16 protein-coding genes and 1 tRNA gene are annotated in these 17114 nt (G+C 68.0%); 5 read left to right on the top strand and 12 right to left on the bottom strand.

Features of this window, described 5'->3' with window-relative positions; all coding sequences use genetic code 11:
* Positions 1-68: 68 nt before the first annotated feature.
* Positions 69-1625 carry an NACHT domain-containing protein gene (locus tag MKK70_RS07430; RefSeq protein ID WP_243946632.1) on the bottom strand — a complete coding sequence of 519 codons (1557 nt, stop codon included), beginning with the start codon at positions 1623-1625 and terminating at the stop codon, positions 69-71.
* Positions 1579-1872 (bottom strand): hypothetical protein, encoded by a 294-nt coding sequence (locus MKK70_RS07425; RefSeq protein ID WP_243946630.1) that lies wholly within the window; start codon positions 1870-1872, stop codon positions 1579-1581. Before MKK70_RS07425 ends, MKK70_RS07430 begins: the two co-directional genes overlap by 47 nt.
* Before the next feature lie 272 nt (positions 1873-2144).
* Between MKK70_RS07425 and MKK70_RS07420 the strand changes: the two genes are divergently transcribed.
* Together MKK70_RS07420 and MKK70_RS07415 are read left to right on the top strand one after the other, a co-directional pair.
* The gene (locus tag MKK70_RS07420; protein WP_243946628.1) at positions 2145-3035 is read left to right on the top strand and encodes a metal-dependent phosphohydrolase; all 891 of its coding nucleotides are present in this window, start codon (positions 2145-2147) and stop codon (positions 3033-3035) included.
* 56 nt (positions 3036-3091) lie between these two features.
* Complete coding sequence (locus tag MKK70_RS07415; RefSeq protein WP_147728059.1) at positions 3092-3316, top strand: hypothetical protein; 225 nt, start codon at positions 3092-3094, stop codon at positions 3314-3316.
* 187 nt (positions 3317-3503) lie between these two features.
* On the opposite strand, the gene MKK70_RS07410 is transcribed toward MKK70_RS07415, so the two are convergent.
* The 3 genes from MKK70_RS07410 to MKK70_RS07400 all read right to left on the bottom strand — a co-directional run bounded on the left by MKK70_RS07410 (position 3504) and on the right by MKK70_RS07400 (position 5597).
* The gene (locus MKK70_RS07410; protein ID WP_147728058.1) at positions 3504-4448 is read right to left on the bottom strand and encodes a ribose-phosphate pyrophosphokinase; all 945 of its coding nucleotides are present in this window, start codon (positions 4446-4448) and stop codon (positions 3504-3506) included.
* A gap of 171 nt (positions 4449-4619) precedes the next feature.
* Positions 4620-4847: a DUF4170 domain-containing protein gene (locus MKK70_RS07405; RefSeq protein WP_147728057.1), complete on the bottom strand. Its 228-nt coding sequence runs from the start codon at positions 4845-4847 to the stop codon at positions 4620-4622.
* A gap of 147 nt (positions 4848-4994) precedes the next feature.
* On the bottom strand, positions 4995-5597 hold the full coding sequence (locus tag MKK70_RS07400; protein WP_243946626.1) for a PAS domain-containing protein: 603 nt from the start codon (positions 5595-5597) through the stop codon (positions 4995-4997).
* Between the two features lie 156 nt (positions 5598-5753).
* Between MKK70_RS07400 and MKK70_RS07395 the strand changes: the two genes are divergently transcribed.
* Positions 5754-6503 carry a GNAT family N-acetyltransferase gene (locus MKK70_RS07395; protein WP_243946625.1) on the top strand — a complete coding sequence of 250 codons (750 nt, stop codon included), beginning with the start codon at positions 5754-5756 and terminating at the stop codon, positions 6501-6503.
* A gap of 35 nt (positions 6504-6538) precedes the next feature.
* Here the strand turns inward: MKK70_RS07395 and xseA are convergent, their stop codons facing one another.
* The gene (gene xseA, locus MKK70_RS07390) at positions 6539-8221 is read right to left on the bottom strand and encodes an exodeoxyribonuclease VII large subunit (protein ID WP_243946624.1); all 1683 of its coding nucleotides are present in this window, start codon (positions 8219-8221) and stop codon (positions 6539-6541) included.
* Positions 8222-8352: 131 nt separating this feature from the next.
* On the opposite strand from xseA, the gene purD reads away from it, so the two are divergent.
* Positions 8353-9633: a phosphoribosylamine--glycine ligase gene (gene purD, locus MKK70_RS07385; RefSeq protein ID WP_147841946.1), complete on the top strand. Its 1281-nt coding sequence runs from the start codon at positions 8353-8355 to the stop codon at positions 9631-9633.
* A 50-nt stretch (positions 9634-9683) separates the two neighbouring features.
* Here purD and rlmB read toward each other — a convergent pair whose 3' ends face one another.
* On the bottom strand, positions 9684-10628 hold the full coding sequence (gene rlmB / locus MKK70_RS07380) for a 23S rRNA (guanosine(2251)-2'-O)-methyltransferase RlmB (protein ID WP_243946623.1): 945 nt from the start codon (positions 10626-10628) through the stop codon (positions 9684-9686).
* Between the two features lie 230 nt (positions 10629-10858).
* On the opposite strand from rlmB, the gene MKK70_RS07375 reads away from it, so the two are divergent.
* Positions 10859-10933 (top strand) — tRNA-Glu (locus tag MKK70_RS07375).
* A gap of 448 nt (positions 10934-11381) precedes the next feature.
* On the opposite strand, the gene MKK70_RS07370 is transcribed toward MKK70_RS07375, so the two are convergent.
* Genes MKK70_RS07370 through MKK70_RS07350 form a run of 5 tightly spaced genes read right to left on the bottom strand, consistent with a single transcriptional unit; the run spans position 11382 to position 17112 of the window.
* Positions 11382-12518 (bottom strand): acyltransferase family protein, encoded by a 1137-nt coding sequence (locus MKK70_RS07370; RefSeq protein WP_243946622.1) that lies wholly within the window; start codon positions 12516-12518, stop codon positions 11382-11384.
* Positions 12515-13756: a glycoside hydrolase family 5 protein gene (locus MKK70_RS07365; protein ID WP_243946621.1), complete on the bottom strand. Its 1242-nt coding sequence runs from the start codon at positions 13754-13756 to the stop codon at positions 12515-12517. The genes MKK70_RS07370 and MKK70_RS07365 overlap by 4 nt, the downstream gene beginning before the upstream one ends.
* A 55-nt stretch (positions 13757-13811) precedes the next feature.
* Complete coding sequence (locus MKK70_RS07360; RefSeq protein WP_243946620.1) at positions 13812-14966, bottom strand: FAD-dependent oxidoreductase; 1155 nt, start codon at positions 14964-14966, stop codon at positions 13812-13814.
* On the bottom strand, positions 14963-16240 hold the full coding sequence (locus tag MKK70_RS07355) for a GNAT family N-acetyltransferase (protein WP_243946619.1): 1278 nt from the start codon (positions 16238-16240) through the stop codon (positions 14963-14965). The genes MKK70_RS07360 and MKK70_RS07355 overlap by 4 nt, the downstream gene beginning before the upstream one ends.
* Positions 16237-17112 carry a hypothetical protein gene (locus tag MKK70_RS07350; protein WP_243946618.1) on the bottom strand — a complete coding sequence of 292 codons (876 nt, stop codon included), beginning with the start codon at positions 17110-17112 and terminating at the stop codon, positions 16237-16239. Before MKK70_RS07350 ends, MKK70_RS07355 begins: the two co-directional genes overlap by 4 nt.
* Positions 17113-17114: the final 2 nt, after the last annotated feature.

Genomic DNA, 17114 nt, shown 5'->3' with positions numbered 1-17114 from the left:
CATAATTCCTTCGGCAGCTATACATGAATGGAATATGATTTGCGTCGCGCAATTAAACGGTTGTTTAATTAGGGGTCCCTATCGAACATATGCAATAATAGTTCCTCTTGGCTATTTTGTCGTAGCTCAAGATTATTATTAATAGCCTGAAGTCGATGAAATAATAGACTGATATGATTGAATAATGGAGTGCCAATAATATCTATATTAGTTGGATTATCGATTTTTAAAATCATGTCGTCTTCAGCGTCTTCTTGCCGTTCGATAATTTCCGACCAGTCGAAATCACTCCCATCGAGATTATATCCGCCTGCGCTTGGATAACAGCGTTCAATCAAAGCTAGTAATCCATAATATTCCGCATAGAACATTCCAGATTGACTAGACTTTCCGACTAGAAATTGAATACTACTTTCATGATCAACCATATATCCTAAATAAAATAATGAAAATATTTCCGCCGGATTATTCTCTAGATCTATCTCATCAAATTTTTGCATGAGAATTTTCATTTTAGGTCTAATATACTTAATTTCTAGAGCCTCACTATTAATTTCATAGAGAAGCTCAATCACCTGGTCTTCTGATCGCGATGATGAAATTTTATTGATTGTACTCTCTATGTCTTTAAATGTTCTTTCGGCCAAGAATATTGCAGTAAAGTATTCTTGGAATGATCGATGGATAAAAGATAGTTCGTCACCCTCTAACAATAAGAAGGAAATCGATTCGCTAAGATCCATTATGAAATTTGCGGGCTTCTCTTGATTTGAGCAATGGTCGATAGATTTCTTTGCAAAATCTGCCGCGCTATTTTCTGTAAAAACGAATTGCTGCTTCATATAGGTAAGGGCGCAAAAGACTGATAGTATCTTTTTGAAATCATCGACTGCAAGTTCGGTATAAAACTTCCTTTTGAATGATGCCTTCATGCGATCATGTCTACTAAAAAGAACATCAAAAGCATGAGAATAGAACACATGCATTTTGTTTGGTATTTCCGCGAATTCTGTGAATGTCATCAGCATCATAGTGCACAGAAGCGGATTTGATAAGAAACTTTGATGAGTTTCGAATATTCTTGACTCGACTTCTTCGATAAAATCGATCTTTATAGTCTCGTCATAGTCAATTCTACTAATGAGCTCTTTCACTTTTTGTATGGAAAGGGGCTCAATGTGCCCTACGTAGAATTGATTCCACCCTGCAAATCTTCCATCCGGGCGACTGGAAACTATTATAGGAGTTCCGTCATATTTTTCAAACATATCTACAATATTTTTACTAACGTCATCGCGCTGATTTGAGTCTACCTCATCAAGGCCGTCCAGAAGTAAGATGAATTTCTTATTTTTAAGACCATATTCCAATTGAAACTTTGTAAATCCTTCGATGGAATTTGATATTTGTCTAGAAATATGCTCTATTATATCAAGATTGTCGGATTCAAGAGATCTTAGTTCGACAAATATGGGTATTAGGCCGATGTTATCACTACAAAATCTTATGAATAAATGCTTCATAAACATAGATTTGCCAGACCCGGCAATCCCTGTGATGACTATTCCGGTCCTATCCTCAATATTTTGTACAAATTGCTCTTCGTCCTCTGCTTTTTTTTCCAAACATAATGTTCGGGGAGCTATATATAGATTTGATATTAATTGGCTGATATCTGTGTAATAATGTTTTTACGGATGAATACTTTCTGATATTCTTTTGTATATACTCTTGGAAACCAACTTCAAATATAACTTTAATTTTTTCAATTTCTGTATGTGTTTTACCGGCAATGAATCTCATAGAAATTTTGCAAAAATCTGATATCAAAGCGCCTGCGCCTTTGATTGCTTCCTGCTCGAGGGGATCCATACCAAACTCCGTCACAAATTTCTTAAATTTATCTGCTCGGAAACCAACCACGTCCAGAGTGTTACTCTTACAATTTTAAATGGGCAACCACCTCTGCACCTTCTTTTCTAAAAAGAATAATCTCTATAGTTTTCAGATCAAGCTTTTGTTTCTTGAATTATGCAATAGGTGTATTATCGCCTCAATGACTAATATGTTTGATATAATCGAATTGTATAATAAGTCGCTCCACACAGCTAGTCAATTCATGGTTTTTCATTGATGGATCGCACATGCTCGACGCCACAAAGCTCCTCGCCGACGCCCTCGGCGAGCACCTCGCAAAAATCTACCGGCGCACTTTCGGCAGCCGGGAGCCGGGCTATGTCGAGGTGATCGAGGAATCGGCGCGGCTGACGATCGAGCGGATCGTGCAGAGCGACGCGCTCTACCACGACGCCTACCACACCACCCTGGTGACACTGGTCGCCCAGGACATCCTGCGCGGGCGCTTCGTGGCGCAGGGGGTGTCGCCGCGGGACTGGCTGCACGCGATCCTGGCCGCGCTCTACCACGACATCGGCTACGTCCGCGGCGTCTGCGCCGGCGACACGCGCACCCGGTTCGTGATCGACCGCGCCGGCACCACCGTCGGGCTGCCGCGCGGGGCCTCCGATGCCGGGCTCACGGCGCACCACGTCGAGCGCTCGAAGATCGCGGTGTGGGAGCGCTTTTCCGACCACGAGTTCGTCGACGCCGGCCGTGTGGCGCGCGCCATCGAGCTGACGCGCTTCCCGGTGCCCGACGACGGCGACCACGCCGAGACCGCGACGGAGGCCGGGCTGATGCGCGCGGCCGACCTCATCGGCCAGCTCGGCGATCCGCTCTACCCGCGCAAGCTCAACGCGCTGTTCCACGAGCTGAAGGAGGCGGGCCTGTGCGAGCCGCTCGGCTACGTCGACCCGGCGGATCTGGCCGAGCGCTACCCGAGCTTCTTCTGGGGCAAGGTCGAGCCGGTGATCGGCGACGCGATCCGCGCCCTCGACCTTACCGTGGAAGGCCGGCGCTGGGTCGCCAACCTCTACGCCCACGTCTTCGCGATCGAGCACGACCGCCGGCGGATGGGGCCGCATCCCGGCTCGGGCGAGCCGCCCCCGTCTGCGACCCCTTCCGCGACCCCTTGACCGAACCTTAACCAATCTGGTGTGTTCTCGTTATGTTCTCAAACGAGTCGCACCCCATGCCCGTCGCCTCCGCTCCCGCCCGCCGGGCCGACCTGCCGCCCGGCCGCTGCCCGGTCGAGGACATCGCCCGCGCCTACCTCCTCACCAGCGCGGGCGACGCCGACCTCGCCCTGCGCTGCGTCATCGCCGACGCGCTCTCCGACCTGCTCGAAGCCGACCGCCGGGCGCGCGAGCGCAGCCGGCTGATCTCGCGGGGCTTCGTGCGGGGACGGGACGGCTGAGACGAGCATTCGTCCCATCCATCTCCCTCATCCTGAGGTGCCCGCCTCAGCGGGCCTCGAAGGAGCCCTCCAGAACCCGCGGCGAAGGCTGGAGGGCTCCTTCGAGGCCTCCGCTTCGCTGCGGCGCCTCAGGATGAGGGGGATGGATGGGGGGAGGGCGTCCTTCTTCGGGCCGCCCGGCAAAGGCTTAGTCGAACAGGCTCGACACGCTGGCCTCGGTCGCGGTCCGGCCGATGGCTTCGCCGAGCAGCGGGGCGATCGTCGCGACGCGGATGTTGCGGGCGAGCTTGACGGCCTGCGTCGGCTGGATCGAGTCGGTGATCACCAGCTCCTTCATCCGGGAGGCGGCGATGCGCGAGACCGCGCCGCCCGAGAGCACCCCGTGGGTGATGTAGGCCGAGACCTCCTTGGCGCCGGCGTTGAGCAGGGCTTCGGCCGCGTTGACGAGGGTGCCGCCGGAATCGACGATATCGTCGACGAGGATGCAGGAACGGCCCTCGACGTCGCCGATGATGTTCATCACCTCGGACTCGCCGGCGCGCTCGCGGCGCTTGTCGACGATGGCCAGCGACGCGTCGATGCGCTTGGCCACCGCCCGGGCGCGGACCACGCCGCCGACGTCGGGCGAGACCACCATGCGGTCGGTGCTCGTCAGCCGCTCCTTGATGTCGCGCACCATCACCGGGGCGGCGAACAGGTTGTCGGTCGGGATGTCGAAGAAGCCCTGGATCTGGCCGGCATGGAGGTCGAGCGTCAGCACGCGGTCGGCGCCGGCCTCGGTGATCAGGTTGCAGACGAGCTTGGCCGAGATCGGGGTGCGGCCGGAGGTGCGCCGGTCCTGCCGGGCGTAGCCGAAATACGGGATCACCGCCGTGATGCGCCGCGCCGAGGACCGGCGCGCGGCGTCGATCATGATCAGCAGCTCCATCAGGTGGTCGTTGGCCGGGTAGGAGGTCGACTGGACGATGAAGACGTCCTCGCCGCGCACGTTCTCCTGGATCTCGACGAAGATCTCCATGTCGGCGAAGCGCCGGACCATGCACTTGGCGAGCGGCAGTTCCAGGTATCCGGCGATCGCCTCCGCCAAGGGCCGGCTGGCATTGCCGGCGATGATCTTGATCGAAGACTTCATGCCTGCGGGCTCAACATTTGGGGTCTCGGGCCGAGACACGTCCTGAAGACCTGGAACGACCGGCCGATCGACAGGCCCGTCGGCATCCGCGTCGATCGGGCTCTTATCAGCGCGGTCGAACCGTCACAATGGCCGGCGCCACGCCGGCCCGCGCTCTGCACAGCCGGCGCCCTACGGCTCCAGCAGGCGGTGGAGGTGGACGACGAAGTACCGGGTCTGCGCGCTGTCGACGGTGGCCTGGGCCTTGGCGCGCCACGCCGCCTTGGCCGAGGCGTAGTCGGGAAAGATGCCGACGATGTCGAGGCCGGCGAGGTCCTTGAACCGGATGCCCTCGATGTCCTCGAGCTCGCCGCCGAAGACGAGGTGGAGCAGCTGGTCGCTGGCGATCGTCGTGGTCACGGGTCTCTCCTGGTCGCGGCACGCGCGCCCTCAGGCAGGACGCGTGCCGCAGGGCGCGGCATCGCCGGGCGCGTCGCAAACCCCATCGCCGCCGTCAAGCCCGCCCGGCGCGGACCCGCCAAGCGCAGACCTGCCGGGCCGACGCCATCAGTGCCGGGAGGCCTCGCGCTCGGCCTGCGCGATCTCGCGGCCGATCTGGAACAGCAGCCGGTCGGTCATGCCGCGCAGGGCCTCGGACCCGCTCTCGGCGACCGCGGCGTGCAGCGCGATGCAGAGGTCGGCGGCGCGCAGCAGCGGCGCCTCCTGCTCCGGATCCGGCGCGGCCACCACGTAGCCGGCCTCGGCCTTCCGCCCTTCGGTGATGTCGATCAGGATGCCGGTGCTGCGCACGGGCCGGCCATGCGGATCGTGGAAGACCCGCCCGCGGCTCAAGACCCAGCGCGGCTGCCCGGAGAGCATCCCGGCGCGGTACTCCGCCAGCACGAGGCCGCCGACGCGCATCGCGCGCTGCACCTCGGTCGTCATCCACGGCAGGTCGTCGGGGTGGATGCCGGCGACCGCCTCGTCGAACTCGAGTTCGCGCCCGGCCAAAGCGGCGTCGCCCGCCAGGAGCTCGGCGGCCCCCCGGTCGTAGCGCACGCGACGCGTGACCGGGTTCCAGTCCCAGGTGCCGACGACGCCCGACGCCTGGAGGGCGGCATGCAGCTCTTCCGCCGCATGTCCTCTCTCGTCGATGCCGTCGAATTCCATCGGCCTGCCAAAGGTGTCATGAGGATCGGAAACGTCGAGCAACAATTCACATACGGTTTCGACTTCGTCGATACAACCACACGTTAAGAGTCTGGGCGGTCGGGTCCGCCTCCGTCCGTGATAGGAACCGCCCCCCGGGCAGCCCGCGGACAAGGCATGTCACAGCACGACGACCTCGCTTGGACGGCGGAAGCGGCCTGCCGCGACGCATGGCCCGCGACCCGTCAAGATCACCTCGACGGATGGCTGCTGCGCGCCTCGGGCGGGCCGACCCGGCGGACGAACTCGCTCAATCCCACCCGCGGGCCGCGCGGGCCCGCCGCCACGGCGATCGCGGCCTGCGAGCGCGAATACGCGGCGCTCGGCCAGCCGTCGATCGTGCGGGTGGTCAGCCTCGCGCCGGAGCTCGACCAACCGCTCGCGGACCGGGGCTACGGCGCGGAAGGCCATGCGCTCACCCTGTTCGCCGCCCTCGACGGGGTGCCGGCCGGGCTCGATCCGGCCGTGCGGCTGATGCCGGCGCCCGACGCCGGCTGGCTCGCGCTCCGCGCCCGGCTTGCCGGCGCGGGCGCGGAGGCCGCCGCGATCTACGCCGCGATGACCGGCCGCATCCGCGGCCCCCGCGCCTTCGCCGCCCTGGAGCGGGCGGGCGAGACCGCCTCGATGGGCTACGCGGTGATCTGCGGATCGCTCGCGGTGATCGAGTCCGTCGCGACGCCGGAGCGGCTGCGCGGGCAGGGCCACGCCCGCCGCACCGTCGGCGCCCTGATGCGCTGGGCCCGCGCCAACGGCGCGACCGGCGCTTGCCTCCAGGTGGTGGCCGTGAACGAAGCCGCCCGCGCGCTCTACGACGGTCTCGGATTTCGCACCGAGCTGCTGCGCTACCACTACCGCCGGCCGGGCTGAGCCCGCGCGATCAGCGGACCTTTTGTCGTCGGGATCTACGCCTCGAACAGCGAGCCCTGCGCGGCGGTCGGCGCGGGTGCGGCCGGCGCGGCCTTGGCCCGGCGCGGGGCGCGCTTCCGCGCCGGCGGGGCGCCCTCCGGCGGGGGTGCGGCCACTTCCCCCTCGGTCCTGGCCGCCACGAGCCCGTCGGCGAACTGCAGCGTCACGGGCGTGCCCGCCGGCAATCCGAGGCCGAAGCGCAGCGCAGCGCCCGCGCCGTCGCGGACCAGCACGTAGCCGCGGGCGAGCACGGCGCGGTAACCGAGGCTGCCGAGGAGGCCGCCGGCCCGTTCGAGCCGGGCGCTGCGGCGCTCGATCAACCCGGCCCCGGCCTGCACCATCCGCGCGTGCGACGCGGCCAGCCGCTCGCGCGACCGGGCGGTCTCGGTCTCGGCCCGGCGCAGCGTCGTCGTCCGCGCGACGACCAGCCGGTAGCTCAGCGCGGCGAGCGCGTCGCCCTTGCGGGTCGCGTGGTTGGCGAGCGACTGGCGCGGCCGATGGTCGATCGCCGCGAGCCGCGCCCGCGCCCGGGCCAGAACCAGTTCCGGCGGATGCCGCACGAGCCGGTCGAGCAGGCGCGAGAACCGCTCGCGGAAGGCGCGGGCGTTGCCCGCGAGCGCCGGCGCGAGCCGGGCCTCGGCGAGGTCGAGCCGCTGGCGCTTGCCCGCCAGGAACGCGTCGGCGCCGGGCATCGCCCGCAGCGCCGAGCGGAAATCCGCGCCGAGGCGGTCGAGCTTGCGCTCCACCGCGCCGCGGCGGCGGCGGGTCAGGTCGTCGAGGGTGAGCAGCAGATCGCCCCGCACCGGCACCGCCATCTCGGCGGCGCCGGTCGGCGTCGGCGCGCGCCGGTCGGAGACGAAGTCGATCAGCGTGGTGTCGGTCTCGTGCCCGACCGCCGAGATCAGCGGGATCCGGCTCTCGAAGGCGGCGCGCACCACCGCCTCCTCGTTGAACGCCCACAGGTCCTCGATCGACCCGCCGCCGCGGGCGACGATCAGCACGTCCGGCCGCGGGATCGCGCCGCTGGCCGGCAGCGCGTTGAAGCCGCGGATGGCGGCCGCGATCTCGTCGGCCGCGCCGTCGCCCTGCACGCGCACCGGCCAGACCAGCACGGGGCGCGGGAACCGGTCTTCCAGCCGGTGCAGGATGTCGCGGATCACCGCGCCGGTCGGCGAGGTCACCACGCCGACGACCTGCGGCAGGAAGGGGATCGCCCGCTTGTGCTCGGCCGCGAACAGCCCCTCGGCCGCCAGCGCGCGCTTGCGCTCCTCCAGCAGCGCCATCCAGGCGCCGATGCCGGCAGGCTCGAGGCTCTCGATGACGATCTGGTACGAGGACTTGCCGGGAAACGTCGTGATCTTGCCGGTGGCGACGACCTCGAGCCCCTCCTGCGGCTTCTGCCGCAGGCGATTGAAGGTGCCCTTCCACACCACCGCGTCGATGCGGGCGTTGCCGTCCTTGAGCGAGAAGTAGGCGTGCCCCGAGCCGTGCTGCCCGCGGAAGCCCGAGATCTCGCCGCGCAGCCGCACGTGCCCGAACGCGTCCTCCAGGGTACGCTTGAGCGCTGAGGCGAGGTCGCCCACCGACCATTCCGGCTGGTTGGCGACGAGCACGGCCGCGGGCGGGACGTCCGCGGCCGGCGGCGACCTGCGGGGGGCGGGGGGCGGGACGAGGGCCATGGCGAGAGTGCTATGCGGACGCGGCGCCAAGGTCAAAGGCCGCCGCGCGGCGGTGGATCCGGTGCACGACGCGCGCCTTCGTGCGAAACGGCCCTTTCCCCGCTTCCGGATATCGGGAACATCCTGATCGCATGAACATCCTTCTCATCGGCAACGGCGGCCGCGAGCACGCCCTCGCCTATGCCCTCGCGAAAAGCCCGCTCTGCACCCGGCTGCTCACGGCGCCGGGCAACCCCGGCACCGCGCAGCACGGCGAGAACCGGCCGGAGCTGAACGTCGCCGACCATGGCGCGGTCCGCAGCTTCTGCGAGGCCGAGCGCATCGGCCTCGTCGTGATCGGGCCCGAGGCGCCGCTGGTCGCCGGCCTCGTGGACGACCTGACGCGGGCCGGCATCCGCGCCTTCGGCCCGACGAAGGCCGCCGCGCAGCTCGAAGGCTCGAAGGGCTTCACCAAGGAGCTGTGCACCGAGCGTGGCATCCCGACGGCGGGCTACGGCCGCTTCGCCGCGCTCGATCCCGCCCTCGCGCACGTGCGCGCCGCGGGCGCCCCGATCGTGGTGAAGGCCGACGGGCTCGCCGCCGGCAAGGGCGTCACCGTCGCCGAGACGGTGGAGCAGGCCGAGGGCGCGCTGCGGGCGCTGTTCGCGGAGGCGGGCGCGGAAGTCGTGATCGAGGAATGCCTGTTCGGCGAGGAGGCGAGCTTCTTCGCCCTGTGCGACGGCACGCGGGCGATTCCGATGGGCACGGCGCAGGACCACAAGCGGGTCTTCGACGGCGACCGCGGTCCCAACACCGGCGGCATGGGCGCGTATTCGCCGGCGGGCATCGTCACGCCGGCGATCGAGCGGACCGTGATGGAGACGATCATCCAGCCGACGCTCGACGGCATGCGCGCGCGCGGCACGCCGTTCACCGGCATCCTCTATGCCGGCCTGATGCTGACCGCGGACGGCCCCAAGCTCATCGAGTACAACACCCGCTTCGGCGACCCGGAGGCGCAGGTGCTGATGCCGCGGCTCGCCTCCGACCTCGTGCCGGCGCTGCTCTCGGCCTGCGACGGCGACCTCACCGGCGTCTGCCTGGAATTCGACGCCTCGCGCGCGGCGCTGACCGTGGTGATGGCGGCGGCCGGCTATCCCGGCACGGTGGTGCGCGGCTCGACGATCCGCGGCATCGCCGATGCCGAGCGCGACGGCGCCCTGGTGTTCCAGGCCGGAACCCGGGCCGAGGGCGAAGCCATCCTCGCCGACGGCGGCCGGGTGCTGGCGGTCACCGCGCTCGGCGACAGCGTGCTGGAGGCGCAGGCGCGCGCATACGCGGCGGTCGCCCGGATCGACTGGCCGGAAGGGTTCTGCCGCCGCGACATCGGCCGGCGCGCCGTCGCCCGCGAGGTCGCCGGCCACGGCATCTGACCGTTTGCGACCGGGCGAGGCGGGTGTGTCCCGCGTCGCCAGATCGCAAACTAACGGCCGAGGGCGTAGAGGGCGATCGCGGCGGCGTTCGAGACGTTGAGGCTGCGGATCTCGCCGGTGAACGGGATCTTGGCGAGCACGTCGCAGCAGGCGCGGGTGCGCTCGCGCAGCCCCTTGCCCTCGGCGCCGAGCACGATCACCGCCGGCCGCGTCGGGGTCAGCGTGTCGAGGCCGGTCTCGGCGTCGGAATCGAGGCCGATGCGGGTGAAGCCCTGCGCGCCGAGGGCGATCAGGGCCTCGGCGAGGTTGCGCACCACCAGGAACGGCACGTGCTCCAGGCCGCCGGAGGCGGATTTCGCCAGCACGCCGGTGGCGCCCGGCGCATGGCGCGCGGTCGTGACGATGCCTGTGACGCCGAAGGCCGCGGCGGTACGCACGATCGCCCCGACATTGTGCGGATCGGTGATCTGGTCGAGCGCCAGCAGCAGCGCGTCGGCCGGCAGCGCGTCGAGGCCGGGCGAGGCGAGGGGTTCCGCCTCGAGGTAGAGGCCCTGGTGCACCGCATCCGCCCCGAGCAGCCGGTTGATGTCGGACGGCCGCACCAGCTCGGGCTCGATCCGCAGGGTGCCCAGCTCCTCCACGAGGCGCGCGGCGCCGTTCTCGGTGGCGAGCAGCCGGTGCAGGATCCGCTCGGCATTGCCCATCGCCTGCACCACCGGGTGGAACCCGTAGATCACCGCGGCGCCCTCGTGCGCCGGCTGCGGCCCGGCCGGCCGCGGCCGCTGACCGTAGGCGGGCTTGCCGAAGCCGGGTTTTCCGAAAGCGGGTCTTCCGAAGCCGGGCTTGCCGTAACCCGGCTTGCCGTGGCTCGGCTTGCCGAAGCCGGGCTTCCCATACCCTGGCTTGCCATGATCGGCCTTGCCGAAGCCGGGCTTTCGCACCTCGGACCCGGTCGGCCGCCCGCCGTCGCCGCCGTCATCGCTCTCGCTCGCCATCCGCCCAACCATTCCAGACCCGTGCTGCGCGCGACCGCGCAGGAAGACAGCGCCCCGCCAAGGCGCGCGAAGCGGCAGCGTTAGCACGGGCGGGACGAAGTTGCCGCACCCGCCCGGCGCCGCCATCCCGCCCCATCCGCGACAAACCGGCCCGCCGCCGCCGCACAAGCCACGATCCGCCCGTTGCCCTCCGCCCGCGGCCCGACTATAGAAATCTCGGCCCAGCGCCAGCGCCCTTCGTCTATCGGTTAGGACGTCAGCCTTTCACGCTGAAAAGGCGGGTTCGATTCCCGCAGGGCGCGCCATTTCCGTACAGAACTGCGAACGCCGGGTGCGATGTGAGCATCGCCGCCCGCGATGACGACTTCGCGGTGCGCCTCGTCCCCATCGATCCGGATGACAACGCGATCGACGATCGCCTGAAGCCTGGCCTTGCGGAACCGGATCTCACCAGGCGGCACGGTCTCGCGCATCGGCGCCCGGTGTTTGGTCCCGGCATTTGGCCGAGCGGATCTGACGTGAAGCGGTCCTTCTCGGCGGACCGCCCGTGCAGATGGCCTCATAGAAGCGCGACCGCTCGAGCTGATCGCCGTCGACCACCGGCCGTCGGCCGATGCCGCGGCGCTGCCGTCGAGAACCTGGCCCATGGGGCGCTCATCCGTGCGGACGTGAGGATCGCACCGTCAAAATCTCGGATCCAACACGCGACGATACTTGATGGCGAGCCGTGCCCCAGCCTTCTTCGGCAACCGGCTAAGTGTTGGAACCGCCCATTGCGACGACATCCGCCCGCAGGATGCGGTCTGCCGATCCTCGCGACAGGCGCCGGCCCAACCGGATCATCGGACGCTCGATGCGCATGTAGACCATCCAGGAGACGACCAGCGTCGACAGCGTGCAGATCGCCATCGTCAGCGCGTCCGGCATCGATCCCGTCAAAGGCATCAAGCGGTAGATGGCGACGTTCACGCTCCCGTGAAGGAGATACATCGCGTAGCTGATCAGCCCGATCCGCGCGAGCATCGAACGCGGGCGACGCGCCCGAACGGCGATCCAGAACGTGGCCACCGCGAGCGCGTAGGCGCTCATGACGGGGATGCGTCCGTCGATGACGAACAGGTCGGCACGCGCGAGGGAGTAGTCGGCCACCAGCAGGACAGCGCCCCCCTGCGCGAGGACGAGGAGGAGTACGGCCCCCATCGCCCCCCGGCGCCGCTCGACCATGCCGAGGCGCAGCAGAAGCCCGACGAACAGCCAGGCGAGGTGAAGCCCGAGATACTGCACGGGCAGGTTCGCCAGCCCGTGGATGCGCAGCGTCACGGGCAGCACGGTGGCGACGATCAGCCCGAGCGCCACGGCGAGAAGCACGCCGACCCGCCGCAACGCGCCCGCCGAGAAGAGCAGCGCGACGAGGAGGTAGAAGACGAGCTCGACGAACAGCGTCCAGTAGATCGGCGACAGCCAGGGCTGCCCGAGGATCATCGGCGCCATGGTCATGTTCGCGAGGACGGTCGCCGTCGCCGGCGGCTCACCGGAAACCCACGCCGTCGCCGTGAGGACGGCCAGCGCGAACCAGAGAGCCGGATAGAGCCGGAACAGCCGCGAGATGGCGAAGTGCGCCAGCGGGCACTCGCCGCGGATGCTGAACGGCACGACGAAGCCGCTGATCAGGAAGAAGATCGCGACGCCGTAGCGGCCGAGGCTGACGCTCTGCGACAGCGCCATGCCCACCACGCGCATCGGCCCGGCTCCCGGGGCGGTCTGCCGCAGCAGGTCGCCGAACATGTGCTCGACCATGACGCAGAGCGCGGCGACGGCGCGGAGCCCGTCGATGTTGGCGAAGCGCTCCCGCGGCACGGGCCGAGCGCAGGTGCTCCCCGGACGGGTCATCGGACCAGCCCGAGGGCGCGGAGCGTGGCCGCGTCGAAGCCCGGGCCGGCTTCGTTCTCGGCCAGGGCGAAGCCCCCGGGGCCCACGTAGGTCCAGCAGGCCCAGGCGAAGCCGTGCCGCTCGGCGCAGGTGCGCATGTCGTGCAGCCAGCGCGCGCGGGCGGCCGCCCCGTCCCGGGTCCGCCCGTAGGGCGTGAGGCTGACGCCGAACTCCCCGAGCAGCACCGCGTGCGCGGGCAGCCCGCGCGCCGCGCGCCAGGCCGTCACGCGCGCGAAGGTCGTCTCCAGCGCGGCCGCATCGAATCCGGAGCGGGCGTAGTCCGCCAGGTTGCGCGGCGCCGCCCGCGCCTGCTCCCGTCCGGTCTCGTCGAGCGCGAGGCCGGCGATCCGGGCCTCGGTCGCCCGCAGCATGGCCTCGGGCGTGGCCGGCGCCGGGTAGGGCACCGCGTCGAGGACGTAGGCCGGGTTGCCGCGCAGGCCCTGATGCGTGAACTGCCAGGGCTCGTAATCGTGGAAGGTGTAGAGCAGCGCGCCGTCGCTGTCGAAGGGGCGCGGATCGATCGCCTCCAGGGCGGTCGGGGCGTTCATCGAGCCGCCCCCGAGCACCAGCGGCAACCGCGCCGCGCCGGCGCGGGCCGCGCGGTAGGCGGCTTCCAGCATCGGCTGCCACGCCGCGGGCGAGACATCCGGCTCGTTCAGGAGCTCGAGAGCCAGTCGCGGCGGCCCCGGGGCCCGCGCAGCCGCGAGGGAACCGAGACGCGCGGACAAGCGGGTCAGGAGTGCCAGCACGGCCTTGAACGGCGGCGTGTCGACGCCGCCGGTGAGCGCGTCCGGGCGATAGGCCGGGTGCATCCGGCTCGGATGCAGATCGACGACGACGCCCAGATCCGCGTCGAGCAGCGCACCGACGATGCCGAGGAGATGGTCGTCCAGCCTGTCGCGCCGCGCGCCCGTCAGAGCCAGGAACGGGCCGATATCGACGACGAGACGCACGAAGTCGAAGCCCGCCTGCCGGATCGCCCCCATTTGCTCCGCGCCGAACCGAAGGCGCGGCTCCGCGAAGGGCGGCTCGGCGTACGATCCGCTCGCTCCGACCTCCGCCCAGCCGAGCGCGTGCGAGACGCCGATGCCGCGGCGGAAGACGGGGATGACGCCGGCGCCGGCCGCCGGATGGGCCGGCCCGACGGCGGACGCGGCAAGCAGGCCCGCGAGCCGGGCCAGGATGGAGCGGCGGTTCATCGTGGGGCGGCGTCCTGCGAGGCGGCGAGGGGGCGCTGGCGCATCGGACGGCCCTTCAGTGCCGCGGGAGGAGGCGGCCGAGGGGCGACCGGTACAGGGCGCGCACGATCGTTTCGCTCTTGAAGCGGCGGATCCGCCAGGGCAGGGCCGTGTCGACCTTGATGGAGCGGGCCCGCAGGCTCGCGTGCACGGCCGAGCGGTCCCGGGCCCGCTTGACCGGATCGGCATAGAAGCGCGCGATCTTCGCCGCGCCCGTCCCGGGCGTGGCCAGCCATGCCGGGATGTGGACGTGGCAGAGCTGGTCGACGTCCGTCAGCGCCTTGTCGATCCCCGTACCGGTGATCGGGCACACCGTGCAGAAGGCATCGCCCACGACGACAACGCCGTCGCGCCGCTCGTGCCCGCGCACGCGCATCAGGTCTATCGGCCGGGTCACGACGGGCCCCGCGATCCGGATCCGGCCGAAGCGGCCTTCGAAGCCGGGCATGAGACCGTGCAGCACGGTCTCGGGCGCTTCGCGGAAGGCGCGCGTCCAGGGTTCCGACTGCTTGCGGTAGACGTAGAAGTTGGCGCGCACGGCATCGCCGAGCGGGAACAGGGTCAGGTACGAGACGCGGTCGCCGAACTGCTCGCCGGTCCAGACCAGGGAGGGGAACGGGAACGCGGAGATCGGCGTCTCCAGATCGAAGCCCGCGGCGAGGGTGTGCGCGGGGCTGAAGACGTCGCGCGCGATGCCGAGCTGCTGCCGGATGCCGTCCGCGAGGCCGGTGGCGACGACGAGCAGGCGCGCCTGGATCACCCGCCCGTCGGCCAGGGTGATCGTCTGCAGGTCCGCCGAACAGGCAATCGCCTCGGCCTTGCCGGTGACGGTCCGGACCGATGGCGGGAGCGCTCGCCGGAGCGCGTCGATCAGGCGGGCGTAGTCGATCCCGTACTCGCGCTCGCTGGCCCGGTCGACGATGCGACCGAAGCGATGCACCCAGACGCCGTCGAAGGCGGTCGCCTCCGCCCGGGCCGCCGCGCCGAGCCCGAACCCGTCGAGAAGCCGCATCTGAGCGGCCCCCATCTTCTCGGCGCGGAACTCGTGCGGGTGCCGCTCGTGGCGGGCGATCAGCGCGACGGAGATGCCCTGGCGCTCCAGGGCGGCCGCCGCCGCCGTCCCGGCGATGCCGGCGCCCAGGATCGCGACATCGACACGATCGACGCTCATGGTGCCGCCCCGCCTCCGTCCGTGCGATCGCCGGCATCGCGCGAGGGTGCGCCGCCCGCCCTGCCTGCCGTCTCCGATGCGCCGCCGCGGTTCTCCTCCGCGCCCCGGAGCGACCGCAGGATGCGCCACTTGTAGGGCCGCAACCGTTGCCAGGGCGTCGATCGGCGCAGCCGCGCGACCGCCCCCTGCAGCCGCAGGTGCGCCAGCCCGCGCCAGCCGACGACCTCCGTGTGCACGCGCAGCGGAACGGTCCGATCGGACTGGGCGAGCTTCCAGGCCTCGTCGCCGATGCCGAGATCCAGGACGGTGCAGCCCTGCGCGTGCAGCGCCCGCATCAATTCGAGGTAGAGGATCCGGCCGGGGGAGTGGCGCGCCCAGTCTCCGGCCTCGAAGCCGATCATCAGGCCGTAGTAGTGCCGCCCGTGGACGAGCCCCCAGGCGCACGCGACGACCTCGGTCCCGACCTGCAGGGCGGACAGGTGCAGCCCGCCGCGTGCGGCGAACGCCTCGGTCGCCCGCTCGAAGAAGGCGCGTTTCTCCGGATGCGCGTCGAAGCCGGGAACCTCCGTTTCCTCGAAGCGCCGCTGCTTCTGGGCCAGCAGGACGGCGAGGAGCGCGCTGCGGTCTTCCGCCGTCTCGGCGACGACCAGGCGTGTCGGGGCGATCCGTTCGAGCGCGCGGACCTTCTTGCGCAGGGTCCGCAGCCCGTGGATGTCCTGCTCGATCTCGGCCCACGGCCGGGCGAGATCGTTGAGGTGGCAGGATTCCGGGTTGGCCGTCTCGCTCAGGAGGTACAGCGGATTGATCCGGTCGCCGACCGCGGCCGGCATCTTCTCCAGCACGACGAGATCGATGGGGGGCAGCGCCGCCTTGACCGCCTCCCAGAGCGGGGCCGCCATGCCCGGATTCCATGCCCGGGCGGTCGGGAACAGGACGGGCGCGTTGTAGTCGCAGGCCGTCGCATCGAGGAAGGTGAGGACCCGCGCCGCGCCCTGCGAGACGATCGTGAGCGGCAGGAGGAGGAGCGGGGTCCCGTCGGGCTCGCTCACGTGGACGAACACGGCCCGCGCCTTCGTCGCCCTGCCGTAGGTCTCCCGCCAGCAGGCGATGAAGTCGGCCGTCTGGAAGACGTGACAGGCCGCCGCCTCGTCGGCCCCCGCGCCGCGCGGCCAGAGCGCCGCAAGAGGCGCGAGATCGTCGTGGACCGCGACGACGAAGCCGGAACCCGGCGAAGGCGCATCAGGCCGGGCATGACGGCTGGCGAGACGGCTCACGGGCGGCGTCCCGTGAGCGCGCCGTCGAGGACCGTCATGTCGGCCAGGCTCGAGAACGGCCGCGCCAGGCCCGCGAGCGAGGGCCCGCGGAGGGGGGGCTCGATCGTGCGCGACGGCGCGAAGCGGACATGGGCCCACCCTTCGGCCTCGAACGCTCCGACGTAGTCGGCCGGGCGTTGCCGGTTGGGCTGCCCCGGGAACCGGAAGAGGCGGTAGACCGCGTCGGGGTAGCGATAGATGTTGTTGGGATCGCGCTCGCGGATCCATCGGGAATGGGTCTGGAGATCGATGATGTGGGCCGTCTCGCAGCCCACGCGCGCGACCCGGGTGAGCCCGGCGACGGCCTTGGGCACGCTGTCGTAATGCTCGAACGCTGCGCAGCTGACGATGAGGTCGAAGCGCCGACCCTGCGCGAGCCGGGGAATGTCGAAGCTGCGGTCGACGGCGTAGCCGAAAGCCGCAGGCTCCCGGATGAGCGCGCGTGCGCCGTCGGCATCGATTCCGTCCCCCGCGCCTTCCGCGAACCGGTCGAGCAGCCGGTCGTAGAAGCCCGGATCCTCGCGGCCCGCGAGATCGAACGCGTCGATCGCGTGGTACGACCGGGCGCCCAGGGCGAGGAAGAGCGCACCGTTCCCGCGCGACGAGCCCGGGCTCAGCTCGAGCACGTCCCGCCCGCGGAGATCGAGGTCGGCCGGCAGGAAGCGGCGCAGGGCGGCGAAGATGTCGAGCTGGTAGGCGATCCGTCCCTCGTGGTCCGACCTCGCGACCGTGTTGGGCGTGGCGTAGCCGTGGAGCCGGTCCTTGCCCCAGGCCAGCCCGAGAAATCCGAGCCCGATCGCGCTCATGCCGAGATTGCGCACCCGATAGGTCACCG

Origin of the sequence: Methylobacterium sp. E-041 (assembly GCF_022829665.1) — a bacterium.
Classification (GTDB): Bacteria; Pseudomonadota; Alphaproteobacteria; order Rhizobiales; family Beijerinckiaceae; genus Methylobacterium.
Note: the sequence above shows the minus strand (reverse complement) of the source record. Positions and strands in the feature narration are given on the sequence as shown.

Excerpts from the sequence above, each read along its gene's own strand:
- MKK70_RS07425 (WP_243946630.1), bottom strand. The coding sequence starts at position 1,872 with ATGGATCCCCTCGAGCAGGAAGCAATCAAAGGCGCAGGCGCTTTGATA.
- MKK70_RS07420 (WP_243946628.1), top strand. The coding sequence starts at position 2,145 with ATGCTCGACGCCACAAAGCTCCTCGCCGACGCCCTCGGCGAGCACCTC.
- MKK70_RS07415 (WP_147728059.1), top strand. The coding sequence starts at position 3,092 with ATGCCCGTCGCCTCCGCTCCCGCCCGCCGGGCCGACCTGCCGCCCGGC.
- MKK70_RS07410 (WP_147728058.1), bottom strand. The coding sequence starts at position 4,448 with ATGAAGTCTTCGATCAAGATCATCGCCGGCAATGCCAGCCGGCCCTTG.
- MKK70_RS07400 (WP_243946626.1), bottom strand. The coding sequence starts at position 5,597 with ATGGAATTCGACGGCATCGACGAGAGAGGACATGCGGCGGAAGAGCTG.
- MKK70_RS07395 (WP_243946625.1), top strand. The coding sequence starts at position 5,754 with ATGTCACAGCACGACGACCTCGCTTGGACGGCGGAAGCGGCCTGCCGC.
- xseA (WP_243946624.1), bottom strand. The coding sequence starts at position 8,221 with ATGGCCCTCGTCCCGCCCCCCGCCCCCCGCAGGTCGCCGCCGGCCGCG.
- purD (WP_147841946.1), top strand. The coding sequence starts at position 8,353 with ATGAACATCCTTCTCATCGGCAACGGCGGCCGCGAGCACGCCCTCGCC.
- rlmB (WP_243946623.1), bottom strand. The coding sequence starts at position 10,628 with ATGGCGAGCGAGAGCGATGACGGCGGCGACGGCGGGCGGCCGACCGGG.
- MKK70_RS07370 (WP_243946622.1), bottom strand. The coding sequence starts at position 12,518 with ATGACCCGTCCGGGGAGCACCTGCGCTCGGCCCGTGCCGCGGGAGCGC.
- MKK70_RS07365 (WP_243946621.1), bottom strand. The coding sequence starts at position 13,756 with ATGAACCGCCGCTCCATCCTGGCCCGGCTCGCGGGCCTGCTTGCCGCG.
- MKK70_RS07360 (WP_243946620.1), bottom strand. The coding sequence starts at position 14,966 with ATGAGCGTCGATCGTGTCGATGTCGCGATCCTGGGCGCCGGCATCGCC.